Annotated in this window: 22 protein-coding genes; 5 read left to right on the forward strand and 17 right to left on the reverse strand. The window is 74.2% G+C overall.

Annotation, left to right across the window (positions count from 1 at the left end):
- Positions 1–13 precede the first annotated feature (13 nt).
- Together ACFWI8_RS14320 and clpS are read right to left on the reverse strand one after the other, a co-directional pair.
- The gene (locus tag ACFWI8_RS14320) at positions 14–616 is read right to left on the reverse strand and encodes a DUF2017 domain-containing protein (protein WP_387090256.1); all 603 of its coding nucleotides are present in this window, start codon (positions 614–616) and stop codon (positions 14–16) included.
- On the reverse strand, positions 616–927 hold the full coding sequence (gene clpS, locus ACFWI8_RS14325; RefSeq protein WP_311603276.1) for an ATP-dependent Clp protease adapter ClpS: 312 nt from the start codon (positions 925–927) through the stop codon (positions 616–618). Before clpS ends, ACFWI8_RS14320 begins: the two co-directional genes overlap by 1 nt.
- Before the next feature lie 111 nt (positions 928–1,038).
- Here clpS and ACFWI8_RS14330 point away from each other — a divergent pair, with 111 nt between their 5' ends.
- Positions 1,039–2,403 (forward strand): nicotinate phosphoribosyltransferase, encoded by a 1,365-nt coding sequence (locus ACFWI8_RS14330; RefSeq protein WP_387090260.1) that lies wholly within the window; start codon positions 1,039–1,041, stop codon positions 2,401–2,403.
- 69 nt (positions 2,404–2,472) lie between these two features.
- A complete protein-coding gene (locus ACFWI8_RS14335; RefSeq protein WP_387090263.1) occupies positions 2,473–3,066 on the forward strand; it encodes an isochorismatase family protein in 594 nt (197 codons plus the stop codon).
- Between the two features lie 315 nt (positions 3,067–3,381).
- Here the strand turns inward: ACFWI8_RS14335 and ACFWI8_RS14340 are convergent, their stop codons facing one another.
- Together ACFWI8_RS14340 and ACFWI8_RS14345 are read right to left on the reverse strand one after the other, a co-directional pair.
- Complete coding sequence (locus ACFWI8_RS14340; protein WP_387090266.1) at positions 3,382–3,717, reverse strand: hypothetical protein; 336 nt, start codon at positions 3,715–3,717, stop codon at positions 3,382–3,384.
- A gap of 85 nt (positions 3,718–3,802) precedes the next feature.
- The gene (locus tag ACFWI8_RS14345; protein ID WP_387090268.1) at positions 3,803–6,163 is read right to left on the reverse strand and encodes an immune inhibitor A domain-containing protein; all 2,361 of its coding nucleotides are present in this window, start codon (positions 6,161–6,163) and stop codon (positions 3,803–3,805) included.
- A 309-nt stretch (positions 6,164–6,472) separates the two neighbouring features.
- On the opposite strand from ACFWI8_RS14345, the gene ACFWI8_RS14350 reads away from it, so the two are divergent.
- Positions 6,473–6,733, forward strand: a complete 261-nt coding sequence (locus ACFWI8_RS14350) for a hypothetical protein (RefSeq protein ID WP_387090271.1) — start codon at positions 6,473–6,475, stop codon at positions 6,731–6,733.
- Positions 6,734–6,805: 72 nt separating this feature from the next.
- Here ACFWI8_RS14350 and ACFWI8_RS14355 read toward each other — a convergent pair whose 3' ends face one another.
- The 3 genes from ACFWI8_RS14355 to ACFWI8_RS14365 form a co-directional block, all read right to left on the reverse strand.
- Positions 6,806–7,399 carry an RDD family protein gene (locus ACFWI8_RS14355; RefSeq protein ID WP_387090274.1) on the reverse strand — a complete coding sequence of 198 codons (594 nt, stop codon included), beginning with the start codon at positions 7,397–7,399 and terminating at the stop codon, positions 6,806–6,808.
- 80 nt (positions 7,400–7,479) lie between these two features.
- Positions 7,480–9,183: an RDD family protein gene (locus tag ACFWI8_RS14360; RefSeq protein ID WP_387090277.1), complete on the reverse strand. Its 1,704-nt coding sequence runs from the start codon at positions 9,181–9,183 to the stop codon at positions 7,480–7,482.
- 101 nt (positions 9,184–9,284) lie between these two features.
- A complete protein-coding gene (locus ACFWI8_RS14365) occupies positions 9,285–10,415 on the reverse strand; it encodes a DUF4037 domain-containing protein (protein ID WP_387090280.1) in 1,131 nt (376 codons plus the stop codon).
- A gap of 279 nt (positions 10,416–10,694) precedes the next feature.
- Between ACFWI8_RS14365 and ACFWI8_RS14370 the strand changes: the two genes are divergently transcribed.
- Positions 10,695–11,135 (forward strand): SsgA family sporulation/cell division regulator, encoded by a 441-nt coding sequence (locus tag ACFWI8_RS14370; protein ID WP_311603291.1) that lies wholly within the window; start codon positions 10,695–10,697, stop codon positions 11,133–11,135.
- An 18-nt stretch (positions 11,136–11,153) separates the two neighbouring features.
- Here ACFWI8_RS14370 and ACFWI8_RS14375 read toward each other — a convergent pair whose 3' ends face one another.
- The 10 genes from ACFWI8_RS14375 to ACFWI8_RS14420 all read right to left on the reverse strand — a co-directional run bounded on the left by ACFWI8_RS14375 (position 11,154) and on the right by ACFWI8_RS14420 (position 22,635).
- Positions 11,154–11,627, reverse strand: coding sequence for an Lrp/AsnC family transcriptional regulator (locus ACFWI8_RS14375; RefSeq protein ID WP_311603292.1), 474 nt, complete (start codon positions 11,625–11,627; stop codon positions 11,154–11,156).
- Positions 11,628–11,850: 223 nt separating this feature from the next.
- On the reverse strand, positions 11,851–12,684 hold the full coding sequence (locus ACFWI8_RS14380) for a S16 family serine protease (protein WP_387090284.1): 834 nt from the start codon (positions 12,682–12,684) through the stop codon (positions 11,851–11,853).
- 10 nt (positions 12,685–12,694) lie between these two features.
- On the reverse strand, positions 12,695–13,339 hold the full coding sequence (locus ACFWI8_RS14385; protein WP_311603296.1) for a helix-turn-helix domain-containing protein: 645 nt from the start codon (positions 13,337–13,339) through the stop codon (positions 12,695–12,697).
- 253 nt (positions 13,340–13,592) lie between these two features.
- Positions 13,593–15,395, reverse strand: coding sequence for a DEAD/DEAH box helicase (locus tag ACFWI8_RS14390; RefSeq protein WP_387090287.1), 1,803 nt, complete (start codon positions 15,393–15,395; stop codon positions 13,593–13,595).
- 115 nt (positions 15,396–15,510) lie between these two features.
- Positions 15,511–17,001: an MFS transporter gene (locus ACFWI8_RS14395; RefSeq protein WP_387090290.1), complete on the reverse strand. Its 1,491-nt coding sequence runs from the start codon at positions 16,999–17,001 to the stop codon at positions 15,511–15,513.
- A 95-nt stretch (positions 17,002–17,096) separates the two neighbouring features.
- Positions 17,097–19,430 carry a xanthine dehydrogenase family protein molybdopterin-binding subunit gene (locus ACFWI8_RS14400; RefSeq protein ID WP_387090292.1) on the reverse strand — a complete coding sequence of 778 codons (2,334 nt, stop codon included), beginning with the start codon at positions 19,428–19,430 and terminating at the stop codon, positions 17,097–17,099.
- A 67-nt stretch (positions 19,431–19,497) separates the two neighbouring features.
- Positions 19,498–20,535, reverse strand: coding sequence for a (2Fe-2S)-binding protein (locus ACFWI8_RS14405; protein WP_387090295.1), 1,038 nt, complete (start codon positions 20,533–20,535; stop codon positions 19,498–19,500).
- A complete protein-coding gene (locus tag ACFWI8_RS14410; protein WP_311603302.1) occupies positions 20,532–21,437 on the reverse strand; it encodes an FAD binding domain-containing protein in 906 nt (301 codons plus the stop codon). Before ACFWI8_RS14410 ends, ACFWI8_RS14405 begins: the two co-directional genes overlap by 4 nt.
- A gap of 335 nt (positions 21,438–21,772) precedes the next feature.
- Complete coding sequence (locus tag ACFWI8_RS14415; RefSeq protein ID WP_132931683.1) at positions 21,773–22,066, reverse strand: DUF3039 domain-containing protein; 294 nt, start codon at positions 22,064–22,066, stop codon at positions 21,773–21,775.
- An 11-nt stretch (positions 22,067–22,077) separates the two neighbouring features.
- Complete coding sequence (locus ACFWI8_RS14420; RefSeq protein WP_165953806.1) at positions 22,078–22,635, reverse strand: YqgE/AlgH family protein; 558 nt, start codon at positions 22,633–22,635, stop codon at positions 22,078–22,080.
- A gap of 151 nt (positions 22,636–22,786) precedes the next feature.
- On the opposite strand from ACFWI8_RS14420, the gene murA reads away from it, so the two are divergent.
- Positions 22,787–24,106, forward strand: a complete 1,320-nt coding sequence (murA, locus tag ACFWI8_RS14425) for a UDP-N-acetylglucosamine 1-carboxyvinyltransferase (protein ID WP_387090299.1) — start codon at positions 22,787–22,789, stop codon at positions 24,104–24,106.
- The last annotated feature ends 12 nt before the right edge of the window (positions 24,107–24,118 follow it).

Consider the following 24,118-nt stretch of genomic DNA (forward strand, 5'->3'; position numbering starts at 1 on the left):
GGCGCCCGCGGGGTCAGGGCAGCAGCGTCCCGATCAGGGAGTCCTGGAGGGCGCCGAGCCAGACGTAGGCCATGATCAGCGGCTTGTTCGGTTCGCCGTCCGGGATGTCGAGGAGCGCCTCGGCGGCCTCGTCGTCCTTGATGTCGAGCCGCACGGCAAGGGTGAGCCGCAGGTCGTTGAGCGCGCCCAGCCAGCGCCTGGCGTCCTCGGGCCCGAGGGTCAGCACGGCGTCGCCGCCCTCCGCGCCGCTCGCCGCCTCGTCCAGGCCGCGCACCATGGCCAGCAGGTCGTCCCGCTTACGGGCCCGCAGGTCCGTCTCGGTGAAGCGGCGGAACTCGGCGGACTGCCGGCGGACCTCGTCGTCCGCCTCCTGCCCCGGCTCGCCGTAGGCGTCGGGGAAGAGCCTGGCCAGCGCCGGATCCTTCGGCGGCTCGCTCGGCCCCTCGGTGAACAGCGCGTCCAGCGGGTCGCCGCCGGCGCCCTCCGGGCCACGCTCCGGTCCGATCAGCTCAAGCAGTTGGGTGGCCAGGCTGCGCAGGATGGAGATCTCGACGTCGTCGAGCGTGAGTGACGCGCCGCCCTCCGGGTCGCGTGTGGCCTCGAAGTAGCCCGCCATCACCGGTCCTGCTGCAGCGTCGCCCAGAGCCCGTAGCCGTGCATCGCCTGCACGTCCCGCTCCATCTCCTCGCGGCTGCCCTGCGAGACGATCGCCCGGCCCTTGTGGTGCACGTCGAGCATCAGCTTCTTGGCCTTGTCCTTCGAGTAGCCGAAATACGCCTGGAAGACATAGGTCACGTAACTCATGAGGTTCACCGGGTCGTTGTGCACGACCGTGACCCACGGTACGTCGGGCGCCGGGACGTCGGCCGGCGCCTGCTGCGACTCCGTGCTCTCGATCTCCATGGGGATGGCACTCACGTGTCCCATGCTGCCATCCCCGGGGCCCGGGCGCCCAAGCGGCGGCCCCCGGACGGCTCCGGGGCGTCCTCCGAGGATCGATATCGTCACTCTGACGAGATCCGGTGTAGGCTGGCGCCCATGAACGTGGATGTGATGGGCGAAGGACGGCCGGGAGCGCCCGTGGCGGTGCCCTCGACCGCCCTGTTCACCGACCAGTACGAGCTGACGATGCTGCAGGCGGCGCTGCGGGCCGGCACCGCGCACCGGCGCTCCGTGTTCGAGGTCTTCACCAGGCGGCTGCCGGAGGGCCGCCGCTACGGCGTGGTGGCGGGGACCGGCCGGGTCCTCGACGCGGTGGAGAACTTCCGCTTCGAGCCGGCCATCCTGGACTTCCTCGGCGAGCACGGCGTCGTGGACCGGCCGACGCTCGACTGGCTGGCCGACTACCGGTTCACCGGCGACATCCACGGCTACCCGGAGGGCGAGATCTACTTCCCCGGTTCGCCGATCCTCCAGGTGGAGGGCACCTTCGCGGAGTGCGTGCTGCTGGAGACCGTGATCCTCTCGATCCTCAACCACGACTCGGCGGTGGCCGCGGCCGCCTCCCGGATGTCGGTCGCGGCGGCCGGCCGGCCGCTGATCGAGATGGGCGCGCGCCGCACCCACGAGCTGGCGGCGGTCGCCGCGGCCAGGGCGGCGTACGTCGGCGGCTTCTCCTCGACCTCCGACCTGGCGGCCGGCTTCCGCTGGGGCATCCCGACGGTGGGCACCAGCGCGCACGCGTTCACCCTGCTGCACGACTCGGAGCGGGACGCCTTCCAGGCCCAGGTCGACTCGCTCGGCACCGGCACCACGCTGCTGGTGGACACCTACGACGTCGCCGAGGCGGTCAGGACGGCCGTCGAGGTGGCGGGCCCGGGGCTCGGCGCCGTCCGGATCGACTCGGGCGACCTGCTGGTGGTGGCGCACCGGGTGCGGCAGCAGCTGGACGATCTCGGCGCGCGCGACACCAGGATCGTGGTGACCAGCGACCTGGACGAGTACGCGATCGCCTCGCTGGCGGCTGCGCCGGTGGACGCCTACGGGGTCGGCACCCAGCTGGTCACCGGCAGCGGGCACCCGACCGCCTCGATGGTCTACAAGCTGGTGGCCAGGGCCGCCGGCGAGGACGCGCGGGCGCCGCTGGTGCCGGTGGCCAAGAAGTCGCTGGGCGGCAAGCTGTCGGTCGGCGGCGTGAAGTGGGCGGCGCGGGCCAAGGACGAGTACGGGGTGGCCGCGGCGGAGGTGATCGGCACAGGACCGGTGCCCGAGGAGCTGGCCGGCTCGCTGCTGAGCGTGGAGCTGATGCGGGCCGGCCGGGTGCTCGACCGGGAGACCCTGGACACGGCGCGGCGCCGCCACGAGACGGCGCGCAGCGGGCTGCCGCTCTCCGCGACCCAGCTGTCGCGCGGCGAGCCGGTGCTCCCGACCCGTTACCGCACGGAGTCCCCGGTGACCGCGTAGGTTGCTGGTAGTACTCGCGATGCTCGTGATCGGTCCGGATCGTTCGTAGACGCAAGTGAGGTGTTCAGAATGCAGCGCGCCCTGATCGTGGTCGACGTGCAGAACGACTTCTGCGAGGGGGGAAGCATCCCCGTGGCCGGCGGGGCGGACGTCGCCGCGGCGATCACCGACCTGATCGGGGCGGCCACGCCGGGCTACCAGCACGTGGTCGCCACCCGCGACCACCATGTCGACCCGGGCGACCACTTCTCGGAGCGGCCCGACTTCGTGCGCTCCTGGCCGAGGCACTGCGTGGCCGGCACCGAGGGCGCCGGCTTCCACCCGAACTTCGCGCCGGCGGTGGCGTCGGGGGCCGTCGACTCGATCTTCGACAAGGGCGCCTACGCGGCGGCCTACAGCGGCTTCGAGGGCACGGACGAGTCGGGCCTCTCCCTCGCCGACTGGCTGCGGGCGCGGGGCGTGACAGCGGTGGACGTGGTCGGCATCGCCACGGACCACTGCGTGCGGGCGACGGCGTTGGACGCGGCGCGGGAGGGCCTGGAGACGCGGGTCCTGCTGAGCCTGACGGCGGGCGTCAGCCGGAAGACCGTCGAGGCGGCCCGCGAGGAGATGACGGCCGCCGGCATCGAACTCAGCGGCGACCCGGTGGTCGCGGCCGACTGAGGGCCCCACCCACCGGGGGTGTCCCAGGGGTTTGCCCCCCATCCGCCCTTTCCCGCCCCGCCGGCACCGGCAACGGGTGGAGCGGAGGGCGGAGCCCGCACCCAGGTCGCGCGGTGCGCGACCAGCGCACCAGCCGAGCCCGGCAGCGGCGCGAGGCCACGCCACCGCCCCGGCCGGGGCCGGGCCGGCACGGCCAACCAAACGGGGCGAGCGCCACCAACCTCCCGGCCACCCGGCGGGTCACCGCCTCGGCGGCGCGGAGCGCCGGTCGGCACGGCCGCCAGACGGCCGGCGCCCGCCCCGGCCGGGCCGGTCCTACACGGCCAGGCCCGCCGCAGGCGTCTCGCAGGCGTCCCGTAGCAGGTGGCGGATGGGGCGCCAGGAGTCGGCGGCTTCCGAGGGGCGGTGGCGCCAGACCAGGCCGTCGGGGTGGTGGAGGACGGCGGAGATCTCGTCGGGGGTCGGCGGTGCCGTGTTGCCCCGCAGGTAGACGGCCCGCAGCCCGAGGTTCCGCACCCGCGTCAGCGCCCGTGGCCGGTTGACCGCGTGCACCAGCACCCGCACGCTGCGGCCCGGTGCGACGGGGTGCGGCAGGCCGAGCGCGACGACGACGCTGCCGTCCGGCAGCTGGACGAAACCTCCATCTGACATGTCACACATCCTTACGCGCTCGGCCGCCGCCCGTCGAGGGGCGGCGGCCGAGACCGTGGTCACCCACGGATGTGTGATCGCTCGATCACCGTCCGCTCGGGGACACCCGCACCGTGATCGGCTTCGAGGTGTTCAGCGGCTGCGAGACGATCGAGATCCTGGTGTTGGTGTCCGGCACCCGCACGCTGTGGAACGGGTTGTCCGTGTCGTAGTACGTGCCGTTCCGGTCGTCGAAGACCGGGGCGCCGAGCTCCGCCCGCAGGGTGGTGGGCTCGCTGTTGCGGTGCAGGGTCAGTCGGCGGGTCGGGTACCAGCTGAAGGTGGCGTCCCGCGACTGGATCCGGTTGCGCATCAGGGAGCCGTCCGACCAGCGGTCCGCCTCGGCGTGCGCGTCGACCGGCAGGACCAGGCCGGTGCCCGGGTGCTGGCTGACGTCGTTGTCGAGTTCCGAGGTGTCCCACAGCCAGACCAGCATGCCGTTCTGGTAGGGGAAGTGCTCGACCCAGTCAGGGCGCTGGTCCAGGAAACCGAAGTTGTACGGGCCGGTCCGCAGCGTGCGGTCGTAGCCGACGTACTGCCGGTTCTCCACCAGGTAGTACTGCGGGTACTCGCCGGTGATGGCCTCGCCCACGACGCTGAAGCCGTCGGCCTCCCAGTCGCCCTCGCCGCTCTCCGCGTCGTCCGAGAAGACCGTCTCGCCGTCCGCGGTCACGGAGATCTCGTCGGCCGTGAAGCCGGTCATGGTCAGCGAGCCGTCGGTCTGGTAGCGGAAGCGGACCTCCACGGACTGCCCGACGTAGTCGTCCAGCGCGTAGGAGACCGGGACGTCGCCCATCGACTCGCCCGAGATGGCCGTGCGGCCGGCGCTGTCGGTCGGCAGCGCCTCGCCGTTCGCCGTGCCGTCCAGCGCGGTCCACGTCGAGCCGCCGTCGGTCGTCGCCTCGGCGTAGAGGTAGTCGAAGCCCTCCTCGATGGACCACCAGCCGGTGAGGTCGAGGGAGGCCGAGGAACTGGCGCCGGTCAGGTCGACGGTGCGGGTCAGGGTGTTGTTCAGGTCGTCGCCCGAGCCGCTCCACCACTGGTTCTCGCCCTGGGCCGGCTGGTGTATCGGGGTGGTGACGGTCTTCTCCGGCAGCTCGACGATCAGCGCCTGGGTGCCACGGCTGTCGCCGTCCTCCGGGTAGGCGAGGCCGGACGCGCCGAGCTGGTGGGTGGACCGGGTGGCGGCCCGGGCCACCTCGTAGTCGAGCCAGCCGAGCTGCAGCTTCTCCCACGGACCCATGTCGTTGGGCAGGGCGCCGATGGAGCCGTCACCGGGGCCGAGCCAGGAGCCGGACGACATCAGGGTCCAGAACGCGGTGCCGTTCTCGCCACCCTGGGTGTCGTACAGGTCGGGCAGGCCGAGGTCGTGGGCGTACTCGTGGGCGAAGACGCCCACACCGCCGTTCTCCGGCTGGATGGTGTAGTCGCCGACCCAGAGGCCGGTGTCGCCGATCTCGGTGCCGCCGAGCGGGTTGAACTCGGGGCCCGTGACGCCGGCCTGGTCGGCGAACGCGTACCAACGGTGCGCCCAGATGGCGTCCTCGCCCTGCGCGCCGCCGCCGGCCGACTCGTCCTCGCCGGCGTGCACGATCTGGAAGTGGTCCAGATAGCCGTCCGGCTCGTTGAAGTCGCCGTCGCCGTCGTAGTCGTACCGGTCGTACCGGTCGTACTCGGCGAGCGTGGCCCGCAGTTCCTCCGGGGTCGCGCCCTGGGCGAGCTGCTCCTCGTACCAGGTGGTGACGCCGTCCGCGACGACCTCCCACACCGAGCGGCAGACGGTGGAGCCACAGGCGTTGTTGCCGTACCTGGCCTCGTTGTAGTCGACCCTGACCCAGTCGCTGACGTAGCCCTCGACCGAGTAGCGCCCCGAGGACTGCTGCTCGAAGTACTGCTTCACGGACGGGACGTCCGGGTCCTCCGAGTAGTACACGTCCTCGTAGTACTGGCGGTCGAAGTCCTCCTGCCAGATGGTGGAGTTGTCCACCTCGCGGTCCGGCTCCGGGATCTGGTTGACCAGCGGGCCCGGGTCACCGCCGTACTCCGGGTGGATCTCGTCACCGAACTCCACGAGGATCGTGAAGATCCGGTCGGTGCCGGTCGTCGCCATGTCGACGAACTCGCCGTCGCTCAGCTCGACGACCTCGGAGCCGCCCCTGGTCCGCGCCGTGGCCTCGCCCGACAGGAGCTGCTGGTAGGCCTCCTGACGCTGCGACTCGCGCTTGTCCCCCAGGGGGTTCTCGAGCTCGGGCTCCGCGGCGTACGGCTCCTCGACCTCGGGCGCCGCCTCCGGATCCGCGGGCGGTTGCGCCTGGGCGACCCCGGCGGGCAGCAGCACCGCCGCGCCGATGGCGGCGACGGCCGTCGCGACCGCGGCGGTCCTCGATCTCGTGGATCTCTTCCCCATGTTCACCTGTTGACTGTCCTCCCTGCGCGAGCAGTGACACGACGGGTGCATTTGACATGAGTGATTCAGAAAAAGACAGCCCTTGATTCAACCCCCCGCTACCACTACGGTCGTTCGTCCGTCTGTCAAGCCGTCATGCCATGAATCCGTGCGCCCCCCGTGCATCGGTCATGCCGCCCGGCGCGCGCTTACCGACGGCGTCGCGCGGGCATCGAGGGCCGTAGAACCGTTCGAAACACGGAACGCCTTCCTGGGGCACCGCCCCTCCGGCACGGCCCGCCACAACCAGCACCGAGGACGGACACCGCGATGCCGCACCCGACCCCCGCGCAGATCATCTACGGTTCGGTCACCGTCGTCACCACCACCTTCGCGTTACTCCTGCTGGCACCGGCCCTCTCCGGCCCGGGTCTCGCGCTGGTGGCCGGCGTCGCCCTGCTGCTCGGCGTCCTGGTCGCACTGGCCCTGCGGGCCCGCCGCGCCGGCCGGGCCCCCGCCGCGCGGCTCCCGAAGACTGCCCAACCGGAGCCGCTCGACACCCCGCGCCGGCGCCCTGGCGTAACGGTCTGAGCGGCGCGCGCCCCCGCGCGCACGCCCGCGCCCGACACCCCGCGGCGGGGTTCCGCGGCGGGGCTCCGACCATCAGGCGGTCGAGACCACCACGGTCCTGGCCGCCTTGTCGTGCACGCACTGCCGGTACGGCTTGTCCCAGGTGCAGTTGAGCACGTTGACCAGCCAGAACACGAAGCCGATGCACGGCAGCAGCTGTGGCAGCGAGTAGACCCCGGCCCGGTACCAGGCCGGGTTGCCGCGCGGCACCGCGCCGTCCCGCAGCATCGCCACCCGGATGCGCATGGCCATCTTGCCCAGGGTCTGGCCACGGGCGCTGAGCATCAGGCCCTCGTAGATGAAGTAGACGACGATCACGACGGCCTCCGAGCCGTACGCGCCGCCACCGCCGTCGCCGTCCCAGCCGTAGTTCCCCACCAGCGGCCACATCAGCAGCGTGACCGGCACGCCGACGATGATCGAGTCGATGATGCGGGCGACCAGGCGCCTGCCGCGGTTGGCCAGCGGGGGCATGCCGGCCAGCGGGTCGGCCGCGCCGGCCGGGCCGCCGTAGGGGTTGTCGCCGTAGGGCTCGCCCGGCGGCGGGGCCTTGGGCAGCCCCTCGCCCTCCCCGGCCTCCCGGCCGGGGCCTTCCTCGGGGTCGGGCCGTGGCTGGTGAGTGCTCATGCCCTCAGTCCACCCCGACGCCCGGCGCCCCGCATCCGGGCGCCGGGCGGATGGATGACGCGCCCCCGGTGCGAGGGCGGCTAGCCGTTCGGCTTGGTGACGGCCACGAAGGTGTGGGCCGCCTTGTCGTGCCATGCCTGGCGCCAGGGCCGGTCGCGGGCGCCGAGCACCAGGCTGACGATCCCCACCACCAGCAACGCCAGCACGTTGTACAGCAGCCAGCGCAGCAGCGCCGCGCCGAACGACGGCTTCTCCTGCCGCTCGACGTCGACCACCCGGGCGCCGACCATGCCCTTGCCGAGAGTGGTGCCCCAGATCGCGGTGGGCAGCGCCTCGAAGAGCAGCCCGACGACCAGGAAGACGCCGAGGACGAGGGCGAGGTAGCCGCCCGTGGTGCCGTCGATCAGCCAGATCTGCTTGGTGATGCCGGCGCGCTCGGCGGCGTCGATCTGTTCCTGGATGTGGTCGCGGGCCTGGCCGACCAGCGGCAGGGCCACGGCGACGGCGGCGCCGACCGGCAGCAGCGAGTCGACGATCCTGGCCAGCAGCCGGCGGCCGAGGCCCGCCGGGTACTTCTGCTCCGGGTCGACGAACTGCCGGATCATGGTGAGCGGATCGCCCTGGTGGGCCTGGAGGTAGGGCGACTGGCCCGGCGGCGTGGACCCGGCCTGCGGGTAGCCGTAGCCGCCACCGGCGGAACCGGGCTGCTGGGGCTGAGGCTGGGGCTGGGCCTGGGGGTAGCCGTACCCGCCGGCGGCGGCGCCCGGCTGCTGGGGATAGCCGTATCCCCCGGGGGCGCCGGGCTGCTGCGGCTGCTGCTGGGGGTAGCCGTACCCGCCGGCGGCGGCGCCCGGCACGGGCACCCCCTGGCCGGGGCTCGGGCGCGTCGGCGGCACCGCGACGCCCTGCGCCGGGCTGGCCGGCGGCACGGGCGCGGGCCCGGCCTGCGGCGGCACGGGCTGGGCCGGTGGCAGGGGCTGCGCGGGCTGGGCGCCCTGGGCGGGCCCCGGCTGCGGCGGGACGCCGAGCCCGGTCGGGCCGCCGGGGGTGGGCACGCCCTGCGGCGGACTGGACTGCGGCGGGCCGGCCTGCGGGGTGGCCGGCGACGCCTGCCCCGGCACCGGAACGCCCTGCTGCGGGCTGGGCGCCGGCGGGGCGCCGAGCCCTGGCGGGCCCGACTGGGAGGGCACCGAGGGCGCCTGGGCCGCCTGGACGGGAGGGCCGGCGGCGGCCGCGTCGGGGCCCTGACCGCCGCCCTGGGCCAGCTCGTGCACCTGGCGCTCCCAGGAGCCGCCGCCCGCGTCGGCGCGCGGCGCCGAAGGCTCCGGTGCCTGGGCCGGCGGGGGCTCGGGTGCCGGGGACGGTGCCGGCTCGGGCGCGGGGGCGCCCTCGGCCGGGGTGCGGCGGAACTGCCCGCGCGGGTCGACCCGCCCGGCCGCGGTGGCCGGCGACGGGCTCACGTCCTCGTCGGAACCCCAGGCGACCCGCTGGTCGCCCGAGTGCGCCACCTGCGGACCGGAGTCCGCGGGTGTCGGGTCCTCGTCGAAGAAGAAGGGCTGTGTCTCGTCCTTGGGGGGTGCCTGCGCCGGCGTGGGCGCCGCCGGCGCCACTCCGGAGCCGGCCGGCGGCGTGGGCGCGGGCTCGCCCTCCCGCGGCTCGGGCCGGCTGCTGCCCGGCACCCAGGCGGTGCCGTTCCAGTACCGGATGTAGCCGGGAATGGACGGGTCCGGATACCAGTTGGGCCCCGGGCCGCCGCTGGCGCCTCCTGCGGGTGGGGAGCTCATGCGGTCCGAATCTCCTCGTCCGTGCTCTCTGGTCGCGACTGCGAGTAAGCATCGTACGTCGCAAGCGGCCAGCGTCATTCCAAGTCTGTCCGAGAAGGACCCTAACGAACACCGTCCGGTTCCCACGCGCCCTGTCGCCCGAGCGCCGCCCACACGGCGGCACGGGCCGGCCCCGGATCGCCGAGGAAGTCCGTGTTGTCCGCCCACTGGTCGACGGCGCCCGTCAACGGAAGGCCACGCAGCGCCGGATCCTCCACCGTGCCGGCCAGCTCCCGCGCGAACCGGCCCGCGTCGAGCACCAGGAACGGCCGGCTGTGGTAGGGCCGTCGGGTGGAATCGACCGGCGCCGTCAGCCCCGATTCGTTGTGCAGGGCGGCGATCCGCTCGCCCGCGTCACACAGGTGACGCTCGCGGAGCGCCGCGCCCGTGGCGGCGAGCGCGCCGCGCAGCGCGGGCAACAGCTCGCCGGCGACCGGCAGTCGGGCGAAGGCACTGCCAAGCCACTTGCCGTAGGGCGGGTACCGGCGCGCGTAGAGCAGGCAGAGCCGCATCCAGTCCCGCACCAGCCGCCCGGCGACCAGGGCCGCGCCCAGGTCGTCCCCGACCTCGGCGCAGCGCCCGGGGAACGCCTCCTCCTGGGCGATCCGCTGCCACTGGCAGGCGAGCAGCCAGCGCCACACCTGGTCCGGGTACCAGTCGAGCCTGGCCCGCGCGGCGGTCAACTCGCCCACCCCGTCGTGGAAGACGGCGCCGGCGGTGACCTCGGCCAGCCGCTGGGCGGGCATGGCGAGCCAGTCCGCGGTGTCGGGCTCGGCGGTGAGGCCGCGTTCGGCCAGCCAGGAGCCGACGTCCGTGACCGCGACCCGGTGCGCGACCGGCCCCTCGGTGTGGGCCATCAGGCCGACCGGGTCGGCCGGGTCGGGCGACGGCCGGAAGTTCGTGGGCCAGCCGCGCACCTCCTTGGGCAGCCGGTGGGCGAGCATCCGTTCGATGTCGGCGCCGTGCTCGGCCGCGTCCTCGGCGGTCAGGAAGAGTTCGAGTCGCGGTCCCCACTCGTGGTCGGCGGACCTGGCGGTGTCGAAGCCCAGCACCTCGGAGCCCGGGCCGACGCGGGCGGCGGCGTACCGCAGCCCCGGGTGGTGCTCGGCGAGCAGCGGTCGCACGGCCTCCTCGTAGAGGACGCGGGAGAGCGTGAGTCCTGGCAGGAAGGGGGGTGGCGTCGGGTGTGTCACCGCATCACTGTGCGAGCCGACCGGCCCGGGGTCCACCCAATATCGGCCATCGAGGGGCGAGTTGCGCGTCCGGATCGGTGCCGGCGCGGACTCGGGCAGCGTACTCGGGGGGCCGCCGGGGTACCCGCATCCGCGCCGCGACGACGGGGTGTGGGCGGTCCCTCCGGCCCGCCGCCCGGCCGTCGAAGGAGTCCTGATCGATTCTCGTGGAGTCGCGTAATGAAAGACCGGTCTCTCCCTCTCTATCTCCGCAGGACCGCACAGAGAAGGGCGCATCCCATGCACACCATCATCGAGCGGGAGTTGGACCTCCAGTTGGTGCTCTCGCCTGAGCGCAGCGTTCCGGTGCCGGCTCGGCTCGTGTACCGGTCCGACGACCCGTACGCCGTGCACATCACCTTCCACCTGGGCTCCGACGTCCCGGTGCACTGGACGTTCGCCAGGGACCTGCTGGTGGAGGGCGTGTTCCGGCCCTCCGGGGAGGGCGACGTGCGGGTGTGGCCCGCGAAGCAGGCCGGGCGGAACGTGATCTGCCTGTCGCTGAGCTCGCCGGACGGCGAGGCCCTGCTGCACGTGCCGGCGGTGCCGCTGTCCGCCTGGCTCGAGCGGACGCTGCGCGTGGTGCCGCCTGGCACCGAGGGCGACGCCGGCGACGTGGAGGACGAACTACGTGGTCTGCTGATCCCCGGCGCCGAGGAGCCGGGTGAGTCGGCCCCCTGAGCGGTACGGCGGGAGCGGTCAGGAACCGCCGCCCGCGGCGTGTCTGACCAGGGGGATGACCCGCAGGGGCACCGGGTTCTCCATCACGATCGCGGTGGACGCCCGGACGATGCCGGGGAAGCCGACGACCCGGTCGATCACCCGTTGCAGGTCCGCGTTGGAGCGGGCCACCAGGCGGCAGAGCATGTCGCCCTGACCGGTGATGGTGTGCAGTTCGAGCACCTCGGGGACGCCGCCGAGGTGGCGGCGCACCTCCTCACCCCGGCCCTGGGTGATCTCGAGGGTGGCGAAGGCGGTGACCGGGAAGCCGATGGCCGCCGGGTCGACGTCCGGGCCGAAGCCCCGGATGACCCCGGACGCCTGCAGCTTCTCCAGCCTGGCCTGGGCCGTGCCGCGCGCGACGCCGAGCCGCCGTGAGGCCTCGAGCACGCCGATCCGCGGCTCCCTGGCGAGCAGTTCGATCAGCCGCGCGTCGAGTCCGTCGATCGCCATGCCCGGCCTCCCCTTCTCGCGGCCCGACTGTACCGAGGGGCCCCATGACTTCACCAAGCGGGCGCGGAATCGCCCCGGCTTCCGCCAGAAGGTGTCCGCGGGGTGCGGATGTCCCCGATTCCCGGCGAGCGGGCGTGAACGGGTCGGCCCTGGGAATCAGTACCTGTACCACCCCCCACAAGCCGCCCCCGCGACCTGCACTCGCGGGGGCGGTTGGGCAGGTTCAGCAGCTGGGCACGGGCTCGCCCGCGGCCAGCGCGCGCAGGTCGTCGACCGCGCCGCTCAGGGTGGTCACCGGGATCAGCCGCAGCCCTTCTGGCAGGTCCGCCTGGGCGTCCGAGCACTCGTCGCGCGGCACCAGGAAGACGTCGGCGCCGTCGCGGGCGGCCGCCCTGGTCTTCAGCGGCACGCCGCCCACCGGGCCCACGGTGCCGTCCGCCTCGATGGTGCCGGTGCCGGCGATCACCCGGCCGCCGGTGAGGTCGCCGCCCCGGCCGTCGCCCCGCAACACGTCCACGATGCCGAGCGAGAACAGCAGGCCCGCGCTCGGGCCGCCGATGCGCGGGAGGTTGAGTTCGACGGAGACCTCGGAACCGTCGAGGCCGAGGTAGCCGAGGGCCGCCGACACCGCCGCGTCCTGGGACTCGCGCATCTGCTGGGCGTTGTGCTCGCGGATCTCGTTCGTCGAGTCGCCGACCGGGTAGACCGAGGCGCGCGGCATCACGGCCCGGTCGTCGGCGAAGTAGCCGCTGATCACGTCCCCGAGGCGCACCGTGGCGTCGGGCCCGGTGGCCACGATGGTGGTCAGCAGCAGCTGGCCCTCGGTGTCGCGCACCGGCGCGCCGGAGACGGTGATGACGGGCTCCCCTTCGGCCTCGCCGAGGACGTCCGCGGTGGACCCGGGGTAGGTGACGGAGAACGGCAGCGGCACGACGGCCACCACCGCGAACAGCGCCACCACGAGCGCGCCGCAGAGGGCGAGCAGCAGCGGGCGACGGCGACCGGGCGGCCGTTGGGCGGCGGCCGGCGCCTCGGGCGCGTTCTTGGCTGCGGGCATGGCAGCGAATCTAACGCAGGACCGCCGCCACCTCCTCGGCGGCCCTGACCACCCGCGGTCCGACCTCGGGCGGCACCGCCTCGCTCAGCATCACCACGCCGACGCTGCCCTCGATGCCACAGTCCCTGGGCAGCGGGGCGGCGGCGCCCGAGCCGCCGGCCTCCAGCTCGCCGCGGGTGAGCACGTAGCCGTCCTCGTCGTCGATGTCCTTGCAGCGGCCGGTGAGGATGGCACGCCCTGCGGCGCCCCGGTCGAGCGGGTGCCGGAATCCGGTGCGGTAGGCCACGTGGTAGTCGGTCCAGCTCGGCTCGACCACGGCCACGGTGAGGGCGTCGGTGCCGTCCACCACGGTGAGGTGGGCGGTGGCGCCCACGTCCTCGGCGAGCGAGCGCAGCGCCGGCAGGGCGGCCTCCCGTACCAGCGGGTGCACCTGGCGGCCGAGGCCGAGCACGCCGACGCCGACCCGGGCCCGGCCGCCGGCGTCCCTGCGGACCAGGGAGTGCTGTTCGAGGGTGGCGAGCAGCCGGTAGACGACGGTGCGGTTGACGCCGAGCTGGCGCGACAGCTCGGTGACCGTCAGCCCGTGGTCGGTCTCGGCGAGCAGCTTGAGGACTCGCAGTCCTCGGTCGAGTGTCTGGGAAGTCTCCGCGGTCACGGCGCCCCCTTCCGGGTCAGCGGTGCGCGTGCCGACGTCCCGTTCGGCAGCGCGCACGGGATGCCATCACTGGACATGGCAGGTGAGACGGATCACTGGCCGCTGCGCACCGGGGCGACTCTGCAACCGAGTGTGCGCGTGTCCGGAAACTTAGCGATCAGCACCGGTTACCGGAAGAGGACGTCCAAAATCCGAGCAGTCGATGATGGTTTTGGATCGTTCTGGGGAGAAATGCCGGAAGAGCGGACGGGCGTCACCGCATGCGCGTGGCCCACTCCCTGATCTTCTCCACCCGCTGCCGCAGCTGGCCCGCCGTGGCCTCGGCGCTCGGCGGGCCGCCGCACACCCGGCGCAGCTCGGTGTGGATCACGCCGTGCGGCTTGCCCGACTGGTGCGCGTAGGCGCCGACCAGCGAGTTGAGCTCGCGGCGCAGCTCCATCATCTCCTTGTGGCTGAGCACCGGGCGGTTCTCCGCCGGGACCTCGAGCAGGTCGGCCTCGGCGTCCGGCCTGCGGCGGCTGTGCGCGATCTGCCTGGCCTGCCGCTTCTGCAGCAGCAGCCGCACCTGGTCGGGTTCGAGCAGCCCGGGGATGCCGAGGTAGTCCTGCTCCTCCTCGCTGCCGGGGTGGGCCTGCATGCCGAACTCGTGCCCGTCGTACATCACCCGGTCGAAGACGGCGTCGGACTCCAGCGCCTCAAACGGGAGTTGGTCCTGCTCGCCGTCCGGTTCGTTCTGTTCGCGCTCGGCCTCCTTCAGCAGGTCGGCCTCCTCGGCGTACGGGTCCTCCTCCCCGTCCTTCTTCGGCTTGTCCAGCGCGTGGTCGCGCTCCAGTTCCAGCTCGTGCGCGAACTGGAGCAGCGTCGGGATGGTCGGCAGGAAGACGGACGCGGTCTCGCCGCGCCGCCGGGAGCGCACGAAGCGGCCCACGGCCTGGGCGAAGAACAGCGGGGTCGCGATGGTGGTGGCGTAGACCCCGACCGCGAGCCGGGGCACGTCCACCCCCTCCGACACCATCCGGACCGCGACCATCCAGCGGTCCTCGCTCCCCCGGAACTCCTCGATACGCTGCGAGGCGCCGCTGTCGTCGGAGAGCACGAGGGTGGCCGAGGTGCCGGTGATCTCCCGGATCAGCTTGGCGTACGCGCGGGCCGACTCCTGGTCGGTGGCGATCACCAGGCCGCCGGCGTCGTGGATGGACCTGCGGACCTCGGTGAGCCGCCGGTCGGCGGCCGTGAGCACCGCCGGCATCCACTCGCCCCTGGGGTCGAGGGCGGTGCGCCACGCCTGGGAGGTGGCGTCCTTGGTCATCGGCTCGCCGAGCTTGGCGGCGATCTCGTCCCCCGCCTTGGTGCGCCAGCGCATGCTGCCGCTGTAGGAGAGGAAGATGACCGGCCGCACCACGCCGTCGCCCAGCGCGTTGCCGTAGCCGTAGGTGTAGTCGGCGACCGAGCGGCGGATCCCGTCGGTGCCCTCCGCGTAGGAGACGAAGGGGATCGGGTTGGTGTCCGAGCGGAACGGGGTGCCGGTGAGCGCCAGCCGCCTGGTGGCCGGCTCGAACGCCTCCAGGCACGCCTCGCCCCAGGAACGCGAGTCGCCCGCGTGGTGGATCTCGTCCAGGATCACCAGGGTCTTGCGCTGCTCGCACCGGTTGCGGTGCAGCATGGGCCGCACCCCGATGCCGGCGTAGGTGATGGCCACCCCGTGGTAGTCACGGCCCAGCGGGCCCGCGCTGTACTCCGGGTCGAGCCGGATCCCTATCCGGGCCGCGGCCTCGGCCCACTGGGTCTTCAGGTGTTCGGTGGGGGCGACGACCGTCACCTGCTGGACGACGTGGTGGTGCAGCAGCCAGGACGCCAGGGTCAGCGCGAACGTCGTCTTGCCGGCGCCCGGGGTGGCGACGGCCAGGAAGTCCCGCGGCTGGCGCCGCAGGTACTCCTCCATCGCCCCCTGCTGCCAGGCACGCAGCTTGCCCGCCGTGCCCCAGGGAGCACGGCCGGGGAAAGCGGGCGAGAGATGGTGCGAGGAACTGGGTGCGGACGAGGCTGTGGTAGTCACGATCTCCGGAAACGGTGGCTCGGCGGCGACAACCGCGCCAGCCTACCCAAGCCGCGGCCCGGCCCGCTGAGGCCGGCCCCCGGTCACCGCCAACCCCCTTCCACCACCGACGACTTCACGCCAGGGCGGCCCGCTCGGAGGGCGCGCCGATCCGGCCGGCCACCACGATGCTGAGCAGCGCGGCGACGGCCGCCGCCGCGTAGACCACGACGAACGCCTCCGCGCCCACGGCCGAGGCCGCGGCGCCGCCCGCCTCGTGCGCGGCCGACGCGTCCCCGCCGAAGGCGGCGAACAGGGTGCCGACCGCCGTCAGCATCAGCACGTTGCCCAGGCTGTCGCAGACCTGGAGCGAGGAGACGTTGCCCCCGGACTCCCCGGGCGGCGAGAGCCGGAGCACCAGCACCCCCACCGTGGACACCACGAGGCCCATGCCGAACGCCGCCACCGTCAACGTGACCGTGGGCAGCCACACCGGCACCGCCTCCCACAGCACCAGCGGCGTCAGCAGCACCCCGGCCGCGAGCAGCACCGTCCCGAGCCGCACCAGCAGGTGGCGGTACGGCTCGGCCCACGGCCTGGCCTGGGCGAAGGAGCCCAGCGCCCACACCACGCCCGAGACGGCGAGCGCGAGACCGGCCTCGGTGTAGGACAGGCCGCGCCGGGCGACCAGCATCAGCGGCAGGAAGGTCTGCGTCACCAGGTACGCCGCGGAGATCACGCCCCGCAGGGATATCACCGCGGGCAGCCCGCGGGCCGCCCGGAAGGTGCCCACCGGCAGCAGCCGCACCGCCGAGGGCCACAGCAGCGCCAGGCCCACGAGCGCCGGCACCAACGAGAGCCACCGCACCTCCTGGCCGCCGAACTGCACGAGCCCCGCGCCCACCGCCGCCGCGAGCGCGAGACGCAGCCGCCGGCCGTCGAACGCGCCCCGCGCGCCAGGCGGCGGCCCCGAGGCGTGACGCCGCAGCGCCGGCAGCATCACCAGCAGCGGCAGCGGCACCAGCGCGGTGATCCCCAGGAAGACCCAGCGCCAGCCGAAGTGCTCGGTGACGGACCCCGCGATCAGCGGCCCGACCATCGACGGCAGCACCCACGCCCCGGAGAACGCGGCCAGCGCCGCGGGACGCAGCCGCTCGGGGAACGCCCGGCCGACCACCACGTAGAGCGCGACGATCACCAGGCCGCCGCCTATCCCCTGCACCGCACGGCCCAGCACGAACACCCACATGCTCTGGGCCACGCCCGTCACCAGCAGTCCCGCCGCGAAGGCGGCTATCCCCGCCGCCACCGGCCGCAGCGGCCCGACCCGGTCGCACCACTGCCCGGCGACCACCATGCCGAGCAGGCTGGTGGTGAAGAAGCCGGAGAAGGCGAAGGCGTAGAGCGAGACGCCGCGCAGCTCCTCGGCCGCGGCCGGCATCGCCGTGCCGATGGCCATGGCCTCGAAGGCGATCAACAGGATGGAGCAGACGCACCCCAGGGTGAGCGCGCGGTGGCGAGGGCCGAGGACGCCACCGCGCCCGCCGTCGGCGGCGGCCTCCTCGCCCTGCTGCTGGTGCGGGGTGGCGGTGCTCGGAGGCCCGGAGCCGGCGTCGGTGTCGGTCATGCGAACACCGTAAGGACTGACCCCGAGGCCTGCCTATGGACGTGTGGCGGATTCGCCCCTGACCATCGTCGTACGCCGATCAGGTGAAAGGGCGCCTACGGGCCCACCACCGCCGACTGCGGCCGGATCGGCAGCCGGTTGACGGGCCGCCCGGTGGCCGCCCTGACCGCCGCGGCCACCGCCGCCGGCGCCACCACCACGGGCACCGCGCTCACCGCCTTGGCGCCGAACGGCGCGACCACGTCCCGCTCCTCGATGAGCCGGACGATCCGCACGTCCGGCGCGTCCAGCGCGGTGGGCAGCGGGTACCCCGAGAGGTCGGGCCGCCGCACCTCCCCGCGGACCACCCGCAGATGCTCCGTCAGGGCCGCGCCGACGCCCTGCAGCACGCCCGCCTCGATCCGCGTCCGCAGCTGCCGCGGATTGAGCACCCGCCCCACGTCCTGCGCGACCGACACCTCGACGACCCGCACCGAACCCAGCTCCGCGTCCACGTCCACCACGGCCCGCAGCGCAGCGAAGGCCAGGCCGACGAACGCGTCGCCCTGCCCCGCCTCGTTCAGCGGCTCCGTCGGATGCGGCCGGCACTGCGCCGTCGCCCACAGCTCCTTGCCCTCCAGCGCCTCGGCCACCGTGGTGCTCAACACCCCGTCGTAGGAGGTGATCTTGCCGTCGGCGATGCTCAACAGCTCGGCGGACATGCCGAAGTTGGCGGCCAGCGGCTGGAGCAGCTGGGTGCGCACCATCTTGGCCGCCCGCTCCACCGCGCCGCCCGAGACCCAGGTGTGCCGGCCGCGCCCGCCGGGCCCCGCCGGCGGCTGGTCGGTGTCCACCGGCGCGACGTGCACCTCCTCGATGCCCAGCACGTCCTGCACGATCTGCCGCGCCAGCGTCGCGAAGCCCTGCCCGGTCTCCACCGCGGCGCACAGCACCGTGGCGACCGTGCCCTCCACCTTGACCGTGGCCGTGGACACCTCGTCGGCGCCCTCGGCGCCCAGCATGTGGACCATGCCCAGGGCATAACCGACGCCGCGCCGCACCGCGCCCGGCTCGCCGGCGCCCTCCGGGCCGCCGGGCAGCAGCCAGTCCTCCACCGGGCCGTCCTTGGGCAGCGCGGGCAGCGGCGCCTCGCGCACCGCGGCCAGCAGCTCGGCCACCGGGGCCGGGCAGGTGACCGTCTGCCCGGTCGGCAGCGCGTCCCCGGTGCCCAGCACGTTGCGGGCGCGCAGCTCGGCCGGGTCGATGCCGAGCTGCGCCGCCAGCCGGTCCATCTGCCCCTCGTAGGCCGCGCACACCTGCATCGCGCCCTCGCCGCGCACGTAGCCGGCCGGGGGGTTGTTGGTGCGCACCGCCCAGCCGTCGATCACCGCGTTGGGCACCACGTAGGGCCCGGCCGCGAACGACACGGCGGCGGCCAGCGCCTCGGCCGAGTCGTCGGCGTAGGCGCCGGCGTCCATCAGCAGCTGCGCCTCGACCTTGACGATCTTGCCGGTGCGGTCCGCGTGGTGCCAGTAGCGCAGCAGCGTGGGGTGCCGGTGGGCGTGGCCGAGGAACGACTCCTCACGGGTCGCCGAGAGCTTCACGGGGCTGCCGGTGCGGATGGCGAGCAGCGCGAGCGGCAGCTGGAAGCCCAGGTCCTCGCGGTCCCCGAGGGACCCGGGGACGCCGGTGACGTAGATCTTGACCTGCTCGGTGGTGAGCCCGAGGCTGGCCGCGATCCGGTCGCGGTCGGTGTGTGGGTCGGTGGTCCCCGTGTAGATCTCGACGCCGCCGTCCGGGCGGGGCACGGCCAGGCCCGACTCGACGCCGATGGGCGCCGGGTCCTGGCGGCCGATCCGGTAGAGCCCCTCCACGACGACCTCGCCGGTGGCGGCCGGGTCGCCGTGGCGCAGCGGGATGTGCCGGATCACGTTGCCGTCCGGGTGCAGCGCCGGCGCCTCGAACGACTTCTCCGGGTCGGTGACGGGCTCCCGCTCCTCGTACTCGACGACGATCGCGGCGGCCGCGAGCCGCGCGGTCTCCGGGTGGTCGGCGGCCACCGCTGCCACCGGCTCGCCGTGGTAGCGGACCACCTCGGAGGCGAACGGCGGCCGGTCGGTGACCAGCCGGCCGAGGCCGGCCTCGCCGCCCACGTCCTCGTGGGTGACCACGGCCCGCACCCCCGGCATGGCCGCCGCGTCGGTGGTGTCGATCCGCTTGATCGCGGCGTGCGGGTGCGGGGAGCGCAGCACGGCGGCCCAGAGCAGGCCCTCGGCCCACAGGTCGGCCGTGTAGGGGAAGGTGCCCCTGGCCTTGGCCTCGGCCTCGGCCGGCGACAGCGAGTCGCCGAGACCGTGCGGGGGCGCGCCCGCCGGGCGTGCGGTCCTGGCGCCCCCGCCGGCGGGGGACACGGTGATGGCGGTGGCGCCGTCGGTGCCCCGGTCCGTCATGACATCGCCCTTTCGTCCCCTTGCTCACCTGGAACCACTCGGCCGCCGGGCACCGTGGCCCGGCGGCTCACCGCGCCCCCCCGGCGGGCGGCCCCGCCTGGTGCGGGATGCGGGAGCCAGGGCCGCCGTCCCGCGCCTCGTGCGCGGCCTCCTCGGCGGCGCGCGCCGCGGTGGCCGCGCGCCCCTCCACGACCGTGCGGACGGCGTCGAGCACGCCCCGGTACCCGGTGCAGCGGCACAGGTTGCCGCAGAGCGCCTGCCGCGTCTCGAGCTCGGTCGGCGCGTGGTTGCCCTCGAGCAGGTCGTGCACGGTCATCGCGATCCCCGGCAGGCAGAAGCCGCACTGCACCGGCGTGGCGGCCAGGGCGCGCTGCACGTCGGAGGGCGCGCCGTCGGCGCCGAGCCCCTCCACCGTCCTGATCTCGCTGCCCGCGGCCGTGGCGGCCGGCACCAGGCAGGCCGCCACCAGACGCCCGTCGACCTGCACCGAGCAGGCCCCGCACTCGCCCTGCGCGCACCCGTCCTTGGCGCCGGCGAGGCCGAGCCGCTCGCGCAGCACGTAGAGCAGCGACTCGCCGATCCAGGCGCTGGTCACCGGCCGGTCCACGCCGTTGACCCGCAGCACGTAGGAGACCTCGGGGTGGTCGCTGCGGCTGCCGGTCTCCGGCTGGCCGGGAGGGGTCCCGTCCGGCTCGGGCGACCATGGCTCCACGGCACCGGCGGCCGGCTCCGCGGTGGGGTGGGGCTCGCCGGCGGGGGGCGTGGCCCAGGGGGCGGGCGCGGGGGGCTCGCCCCCCGCCGACCAGGGTCCGGCGTCGTGCCCCGCGCCCTGCGGGACGTCGCCGAACGGCCTGGTCCACTGCCCGCCGACCGAGGGGTCGGCGGCCGGCGCGGCCGCGCCGTCGCCGATCTCCGGCGGCTGGTAGCCGTGTCCCGGCGCGGCGAGCGGTTCGCCGCCCGAGCGCTCCTGGTAGCCCTCGGGTAGCTCTATGAAGGCGGTGGCGTCCGAGTCGTACTCGCCGCCCCACCCCCCCTGCGGTCCTGGCGTGCGCGCGCCTTCCGGCGAGAAGTCGGGCGCCGGTTCGGGCTGCTGTTCGTTGCTCATGCGAGAGCCCTTCCGAGTCCACGGCGGGCCAGTGTCGCCACGGTACGCCTCATGTGCTGCACGGCGGGCGGAAGTTGCGGAGGTTCGCCCCCATCGCTCGGCGGCGGCGGATCCGGGATGCAGGCCATTCCGACATAGTCCCCGAAAGCGTGCAGCACCTCGGGGGCGAGGCCGCGCTCACCGTCCCAGTCGACCAGGGAGGCCACCCACCGCTCGGCGTCCAGCGGCCGCAGCGGCATCGGGCTGACGGCGCCCACCGCGCAGCGCACCTCCCGGCGCACCGGGTCGAGGACGACCGCGACCGAGGCCTGCGCCCTGGCGGGCCCGGTGCGCGCGGTGGCCTTCAGGAAGGTCTGCGGGGCGTGCAGCAGCGGCACCCGCACGTGGGCCAGCAACTCCCCGCCGCGCAGCCGGTCCCGGCCGGCGAGCAGGTGACTGACCGGGATCTGCCGGCCCTCCCCGTCAGGACCCGCGACCAGCAGCGTGGCGTCGAGCGCGGCGAGCACCGGCAGCGTGTCGCCCGAGGGGGCGCAGGTGATGATGTTGCCGCCGAGGGTGCCGGCGTTCCGCACCTGGGGCGGGCCCGCGGACCGCGCGGCGGCCGCCAGCGCCGGGATCAGCGCGGCGAAGTCGGGGCGGCTCATCCGGGAGTGCGTGAGACAGGCGCCGAGCAGCGCGTGACCGTCCTGGTACGCCCAGCCGCGCAGCTCCGCGAGGCGGCCGAGGCCGACCAGGGCCGCGGGCCGCAGCAGCCCGGCGTTGACCGAGGCCATCAGGTCCGTGCCGCCCGCGACCGGCACGGCGGCCGGTTCTGCGGCCAGCGCCGCCACGGCCTCGTCCAGCGTGGCTGGTAGCGCGACGAGCCGCGCGGAGCCCGGTGCGTGCGGTGCGTGCGTGCTCAATCCGGCTGCCCCTTTCCGGTTGTCCCGGCTGCCGAGCCGTACGGTACGTGTTCCGAGCCCGGACGTGGCAACTCTGGCACAGAATCCGGCCCGGCAGGCGCCGGGGTGGCCCGCGCGACACGCGGGGCGGCCACCGGATCCGGCGGCAGCGGGACCGGCGGCGGGGGCGGCCCTCGACTCACACGATCAGGGCACGGCGCGGAGCGGGGTGCGGGGCCCGGGAAGGGACGCCGGGACGGACCCCCGGCGAGGGGCATGACGGAGCCCCGGACGGCCCTGCACGGCCGGCGGTCCGGGGTCCCGGCGAGGCGCGGAGCCGGCGGGGGCGGTCGGGGCTACTTGCCGCCGTTGCCGCCCTTGCCGTCCTTGCCGCCGCCGAACGAGCCCATCGACTCGTAGATCTCCTTGCAGGTGGGGCACACCGGGTACTTCTTCGGGTCCCGACCCGGCACCCAGACCTTGCCGCAGAGCGCGACGACGGGGGTGCCGTCCAGCGCGCTCGCCATGATCTTGTCCTTCTGGACGTAGTGGGCGTAGCGCTCGTGGTCGCCATCGCCGTGCGTCGTCTGCGGGGTGGGCTCGACGAGGGTGCCGGTGCCCGCTCCGCGCTCGGGCTCGAGAGTGCTCATGGGTCACAAGCCTAATTGAGCGACGGGTCGTCCGGGTATGTCGCGAGCAGCGCCAGGCTGCCGCGCTGCCGGCGCAGCACGGCCCGCCACAGGCGCTCCGGCTCCGGCACCGAGACGTCGCCCGGCTCGGAGTCCACGACGTACCAGGCGCCCTCGTCCAGCTCCCGCTCCAGCTGCCCGGGGCCCCAGCCGGCGTACCCGGCGAAGATCCGCAGGCTGCCCACCTCGGCCGCCAGCACCTCGGGCGGCGCCTCCAGGTCCACCAGGCCGATCGAGCCGTGCACCCGCCGCCAGCCCAGCGGGCCCGTGCCGGGCACCACGGCGATGGCCAGCGCGGCGTCGAGCGCCACGGGGCCGCCCTGGAAGACCACGCCTGGCTCTCCGGCGAGCGAGGCCCACGGCTCGAGCACCTCGGAGACGCCCACGGGTGTCGGGCGGTTCAGCACCACGCCGAGCGCCCCCTCCCGGTCGTGGTCGAGGAGGAGGACCACGGAGCGGTCGAAGTTGGGATCGGACAGGGCCGGGGTGGCCACCAACAGCCGCCCGGTGAGCGAGGACGCCTCGGTCATGACACCCATGATTCCGCATCGGATGACCGCTGGGGAGTGCCGTCCGCGAGCGCGCGGCTCGTGCGGTCATAGCATGGCTCACTGGCATTTCCATGCGGTCGCCGTCGAAACGCGGTGGCCCCCGCACCGACCCGTAGGGATCTCGAGTTCGATGACCGACGACGTACTGATTGTTCACGGCGGCACCCCGATCGAGGGGGAGATCAGGGTCCGCGGGGCGAAGAACCTCGTGCCCAAGGCGATGGTCGCGGCGCTGCTCGGCAGCGCGCCAAGCCGGCTGCGGAACGTGCCCGACATCCGCGACGTGCGCGTGGTGCGCGGCCTGCTCCAGCTGCACGGGGTGACCGTGCGCAGCGGCGAGGAGCCGGGCGAGCTGGTGCTCGACCCCTCGCACGTGGAGAGCGCCAACGTGGCCGACATCGACGCGCACGCCGGCTCGTCGCGGATCCCGATCCTGTTCTGCGGCCCGCTGCTGCACCGGCTCGGCCACGCGTTCATCCCGGGCCTCGGCGGCTGCGACATCGGCGGCCGCCCGGTGGACTTCCACTTCGACGTGTTGCGCAGCTTCGGCGCGACGATCGAGAAGCGCGCCGACGGCCAGTACCTGGAGGCCCCCAAGGGGCTGCGCGGCTGCAAGATCCGGCTGCCCTACCCGTCGGTCGGCTCCACCGAGCAGGTGCTGCTGACGGCGGTGTTGGCCGAGGGCGTCACCGAGCTGTCGAACGCGGCGGTCGAGCCGGAGATCGAGGACCTGATCTGCGTGCTGCAGAAGATGGGCGCGATCATCTCGATGGACACCGACCGGACCATCCGGATCACCGGCGTCGACCGGCTCGGCGGCTACACGCACCGGGCGCTGCCCGACCGCCTGGAGGCCGCCTCGTGGGCGAGCGCGGCGCTGGCCACCAAGGGCAGCGTCTACGTGCACGGCGCCAGTCAGCGGGAGATGATGACCTTCCTCAACGTGTACCGGAAGGTCGGCGGCGAGTTCGAGGTGGACGACGCCGGCATCCGCTTCTGGCACCCCGGCGGCCCGCTCAGCGCCATCGCGCTGGAGACGGACGTGCACCCGGGCTTCCAGACGGACTGGCAGCAGCCGCTCGTGGTGGCCCTCACCCAGGCGTCGGGGCTCTCCATCGTGCACGAGACGGTCTACGAGTCGCGTCTCGGCTTCACCAGCGCGCTCAACCAGATGGGCGCGCACATCCAGCTCTACCGAGAGTGCCTGGGCGGCGCGTCCTGCCGCTTCGGCCAGCGCAACTTCCTGCACTCGGCGGTGGTCTCAGGGCCGACCACGCTGCAGGGCGCCGACCTGGTCATCCCCGACCTGCGGGGCGGCTTCTCGTACCTGATCGCGGCGCTGGCCGCGCAGGGCACCTCGCGGGTGCACGGCATCGGGCTGATCAACCGCGGCTACGAGAACTTCGCCGACAAGCTGGAGGACCTGGGCGCCAAGGTGGAGCGCGCCTGACGCCCGGGCCCC

It is taken from the genome of Streptomyces sp. NPDC127098 (assembly GCF_042722465.1).
Lineage (GTDB): Bacteria > Actinomycetota > Actinomycetes > Streptomycetales > Streptomycetaceae > Streptomyces > Streptomyces millisiae.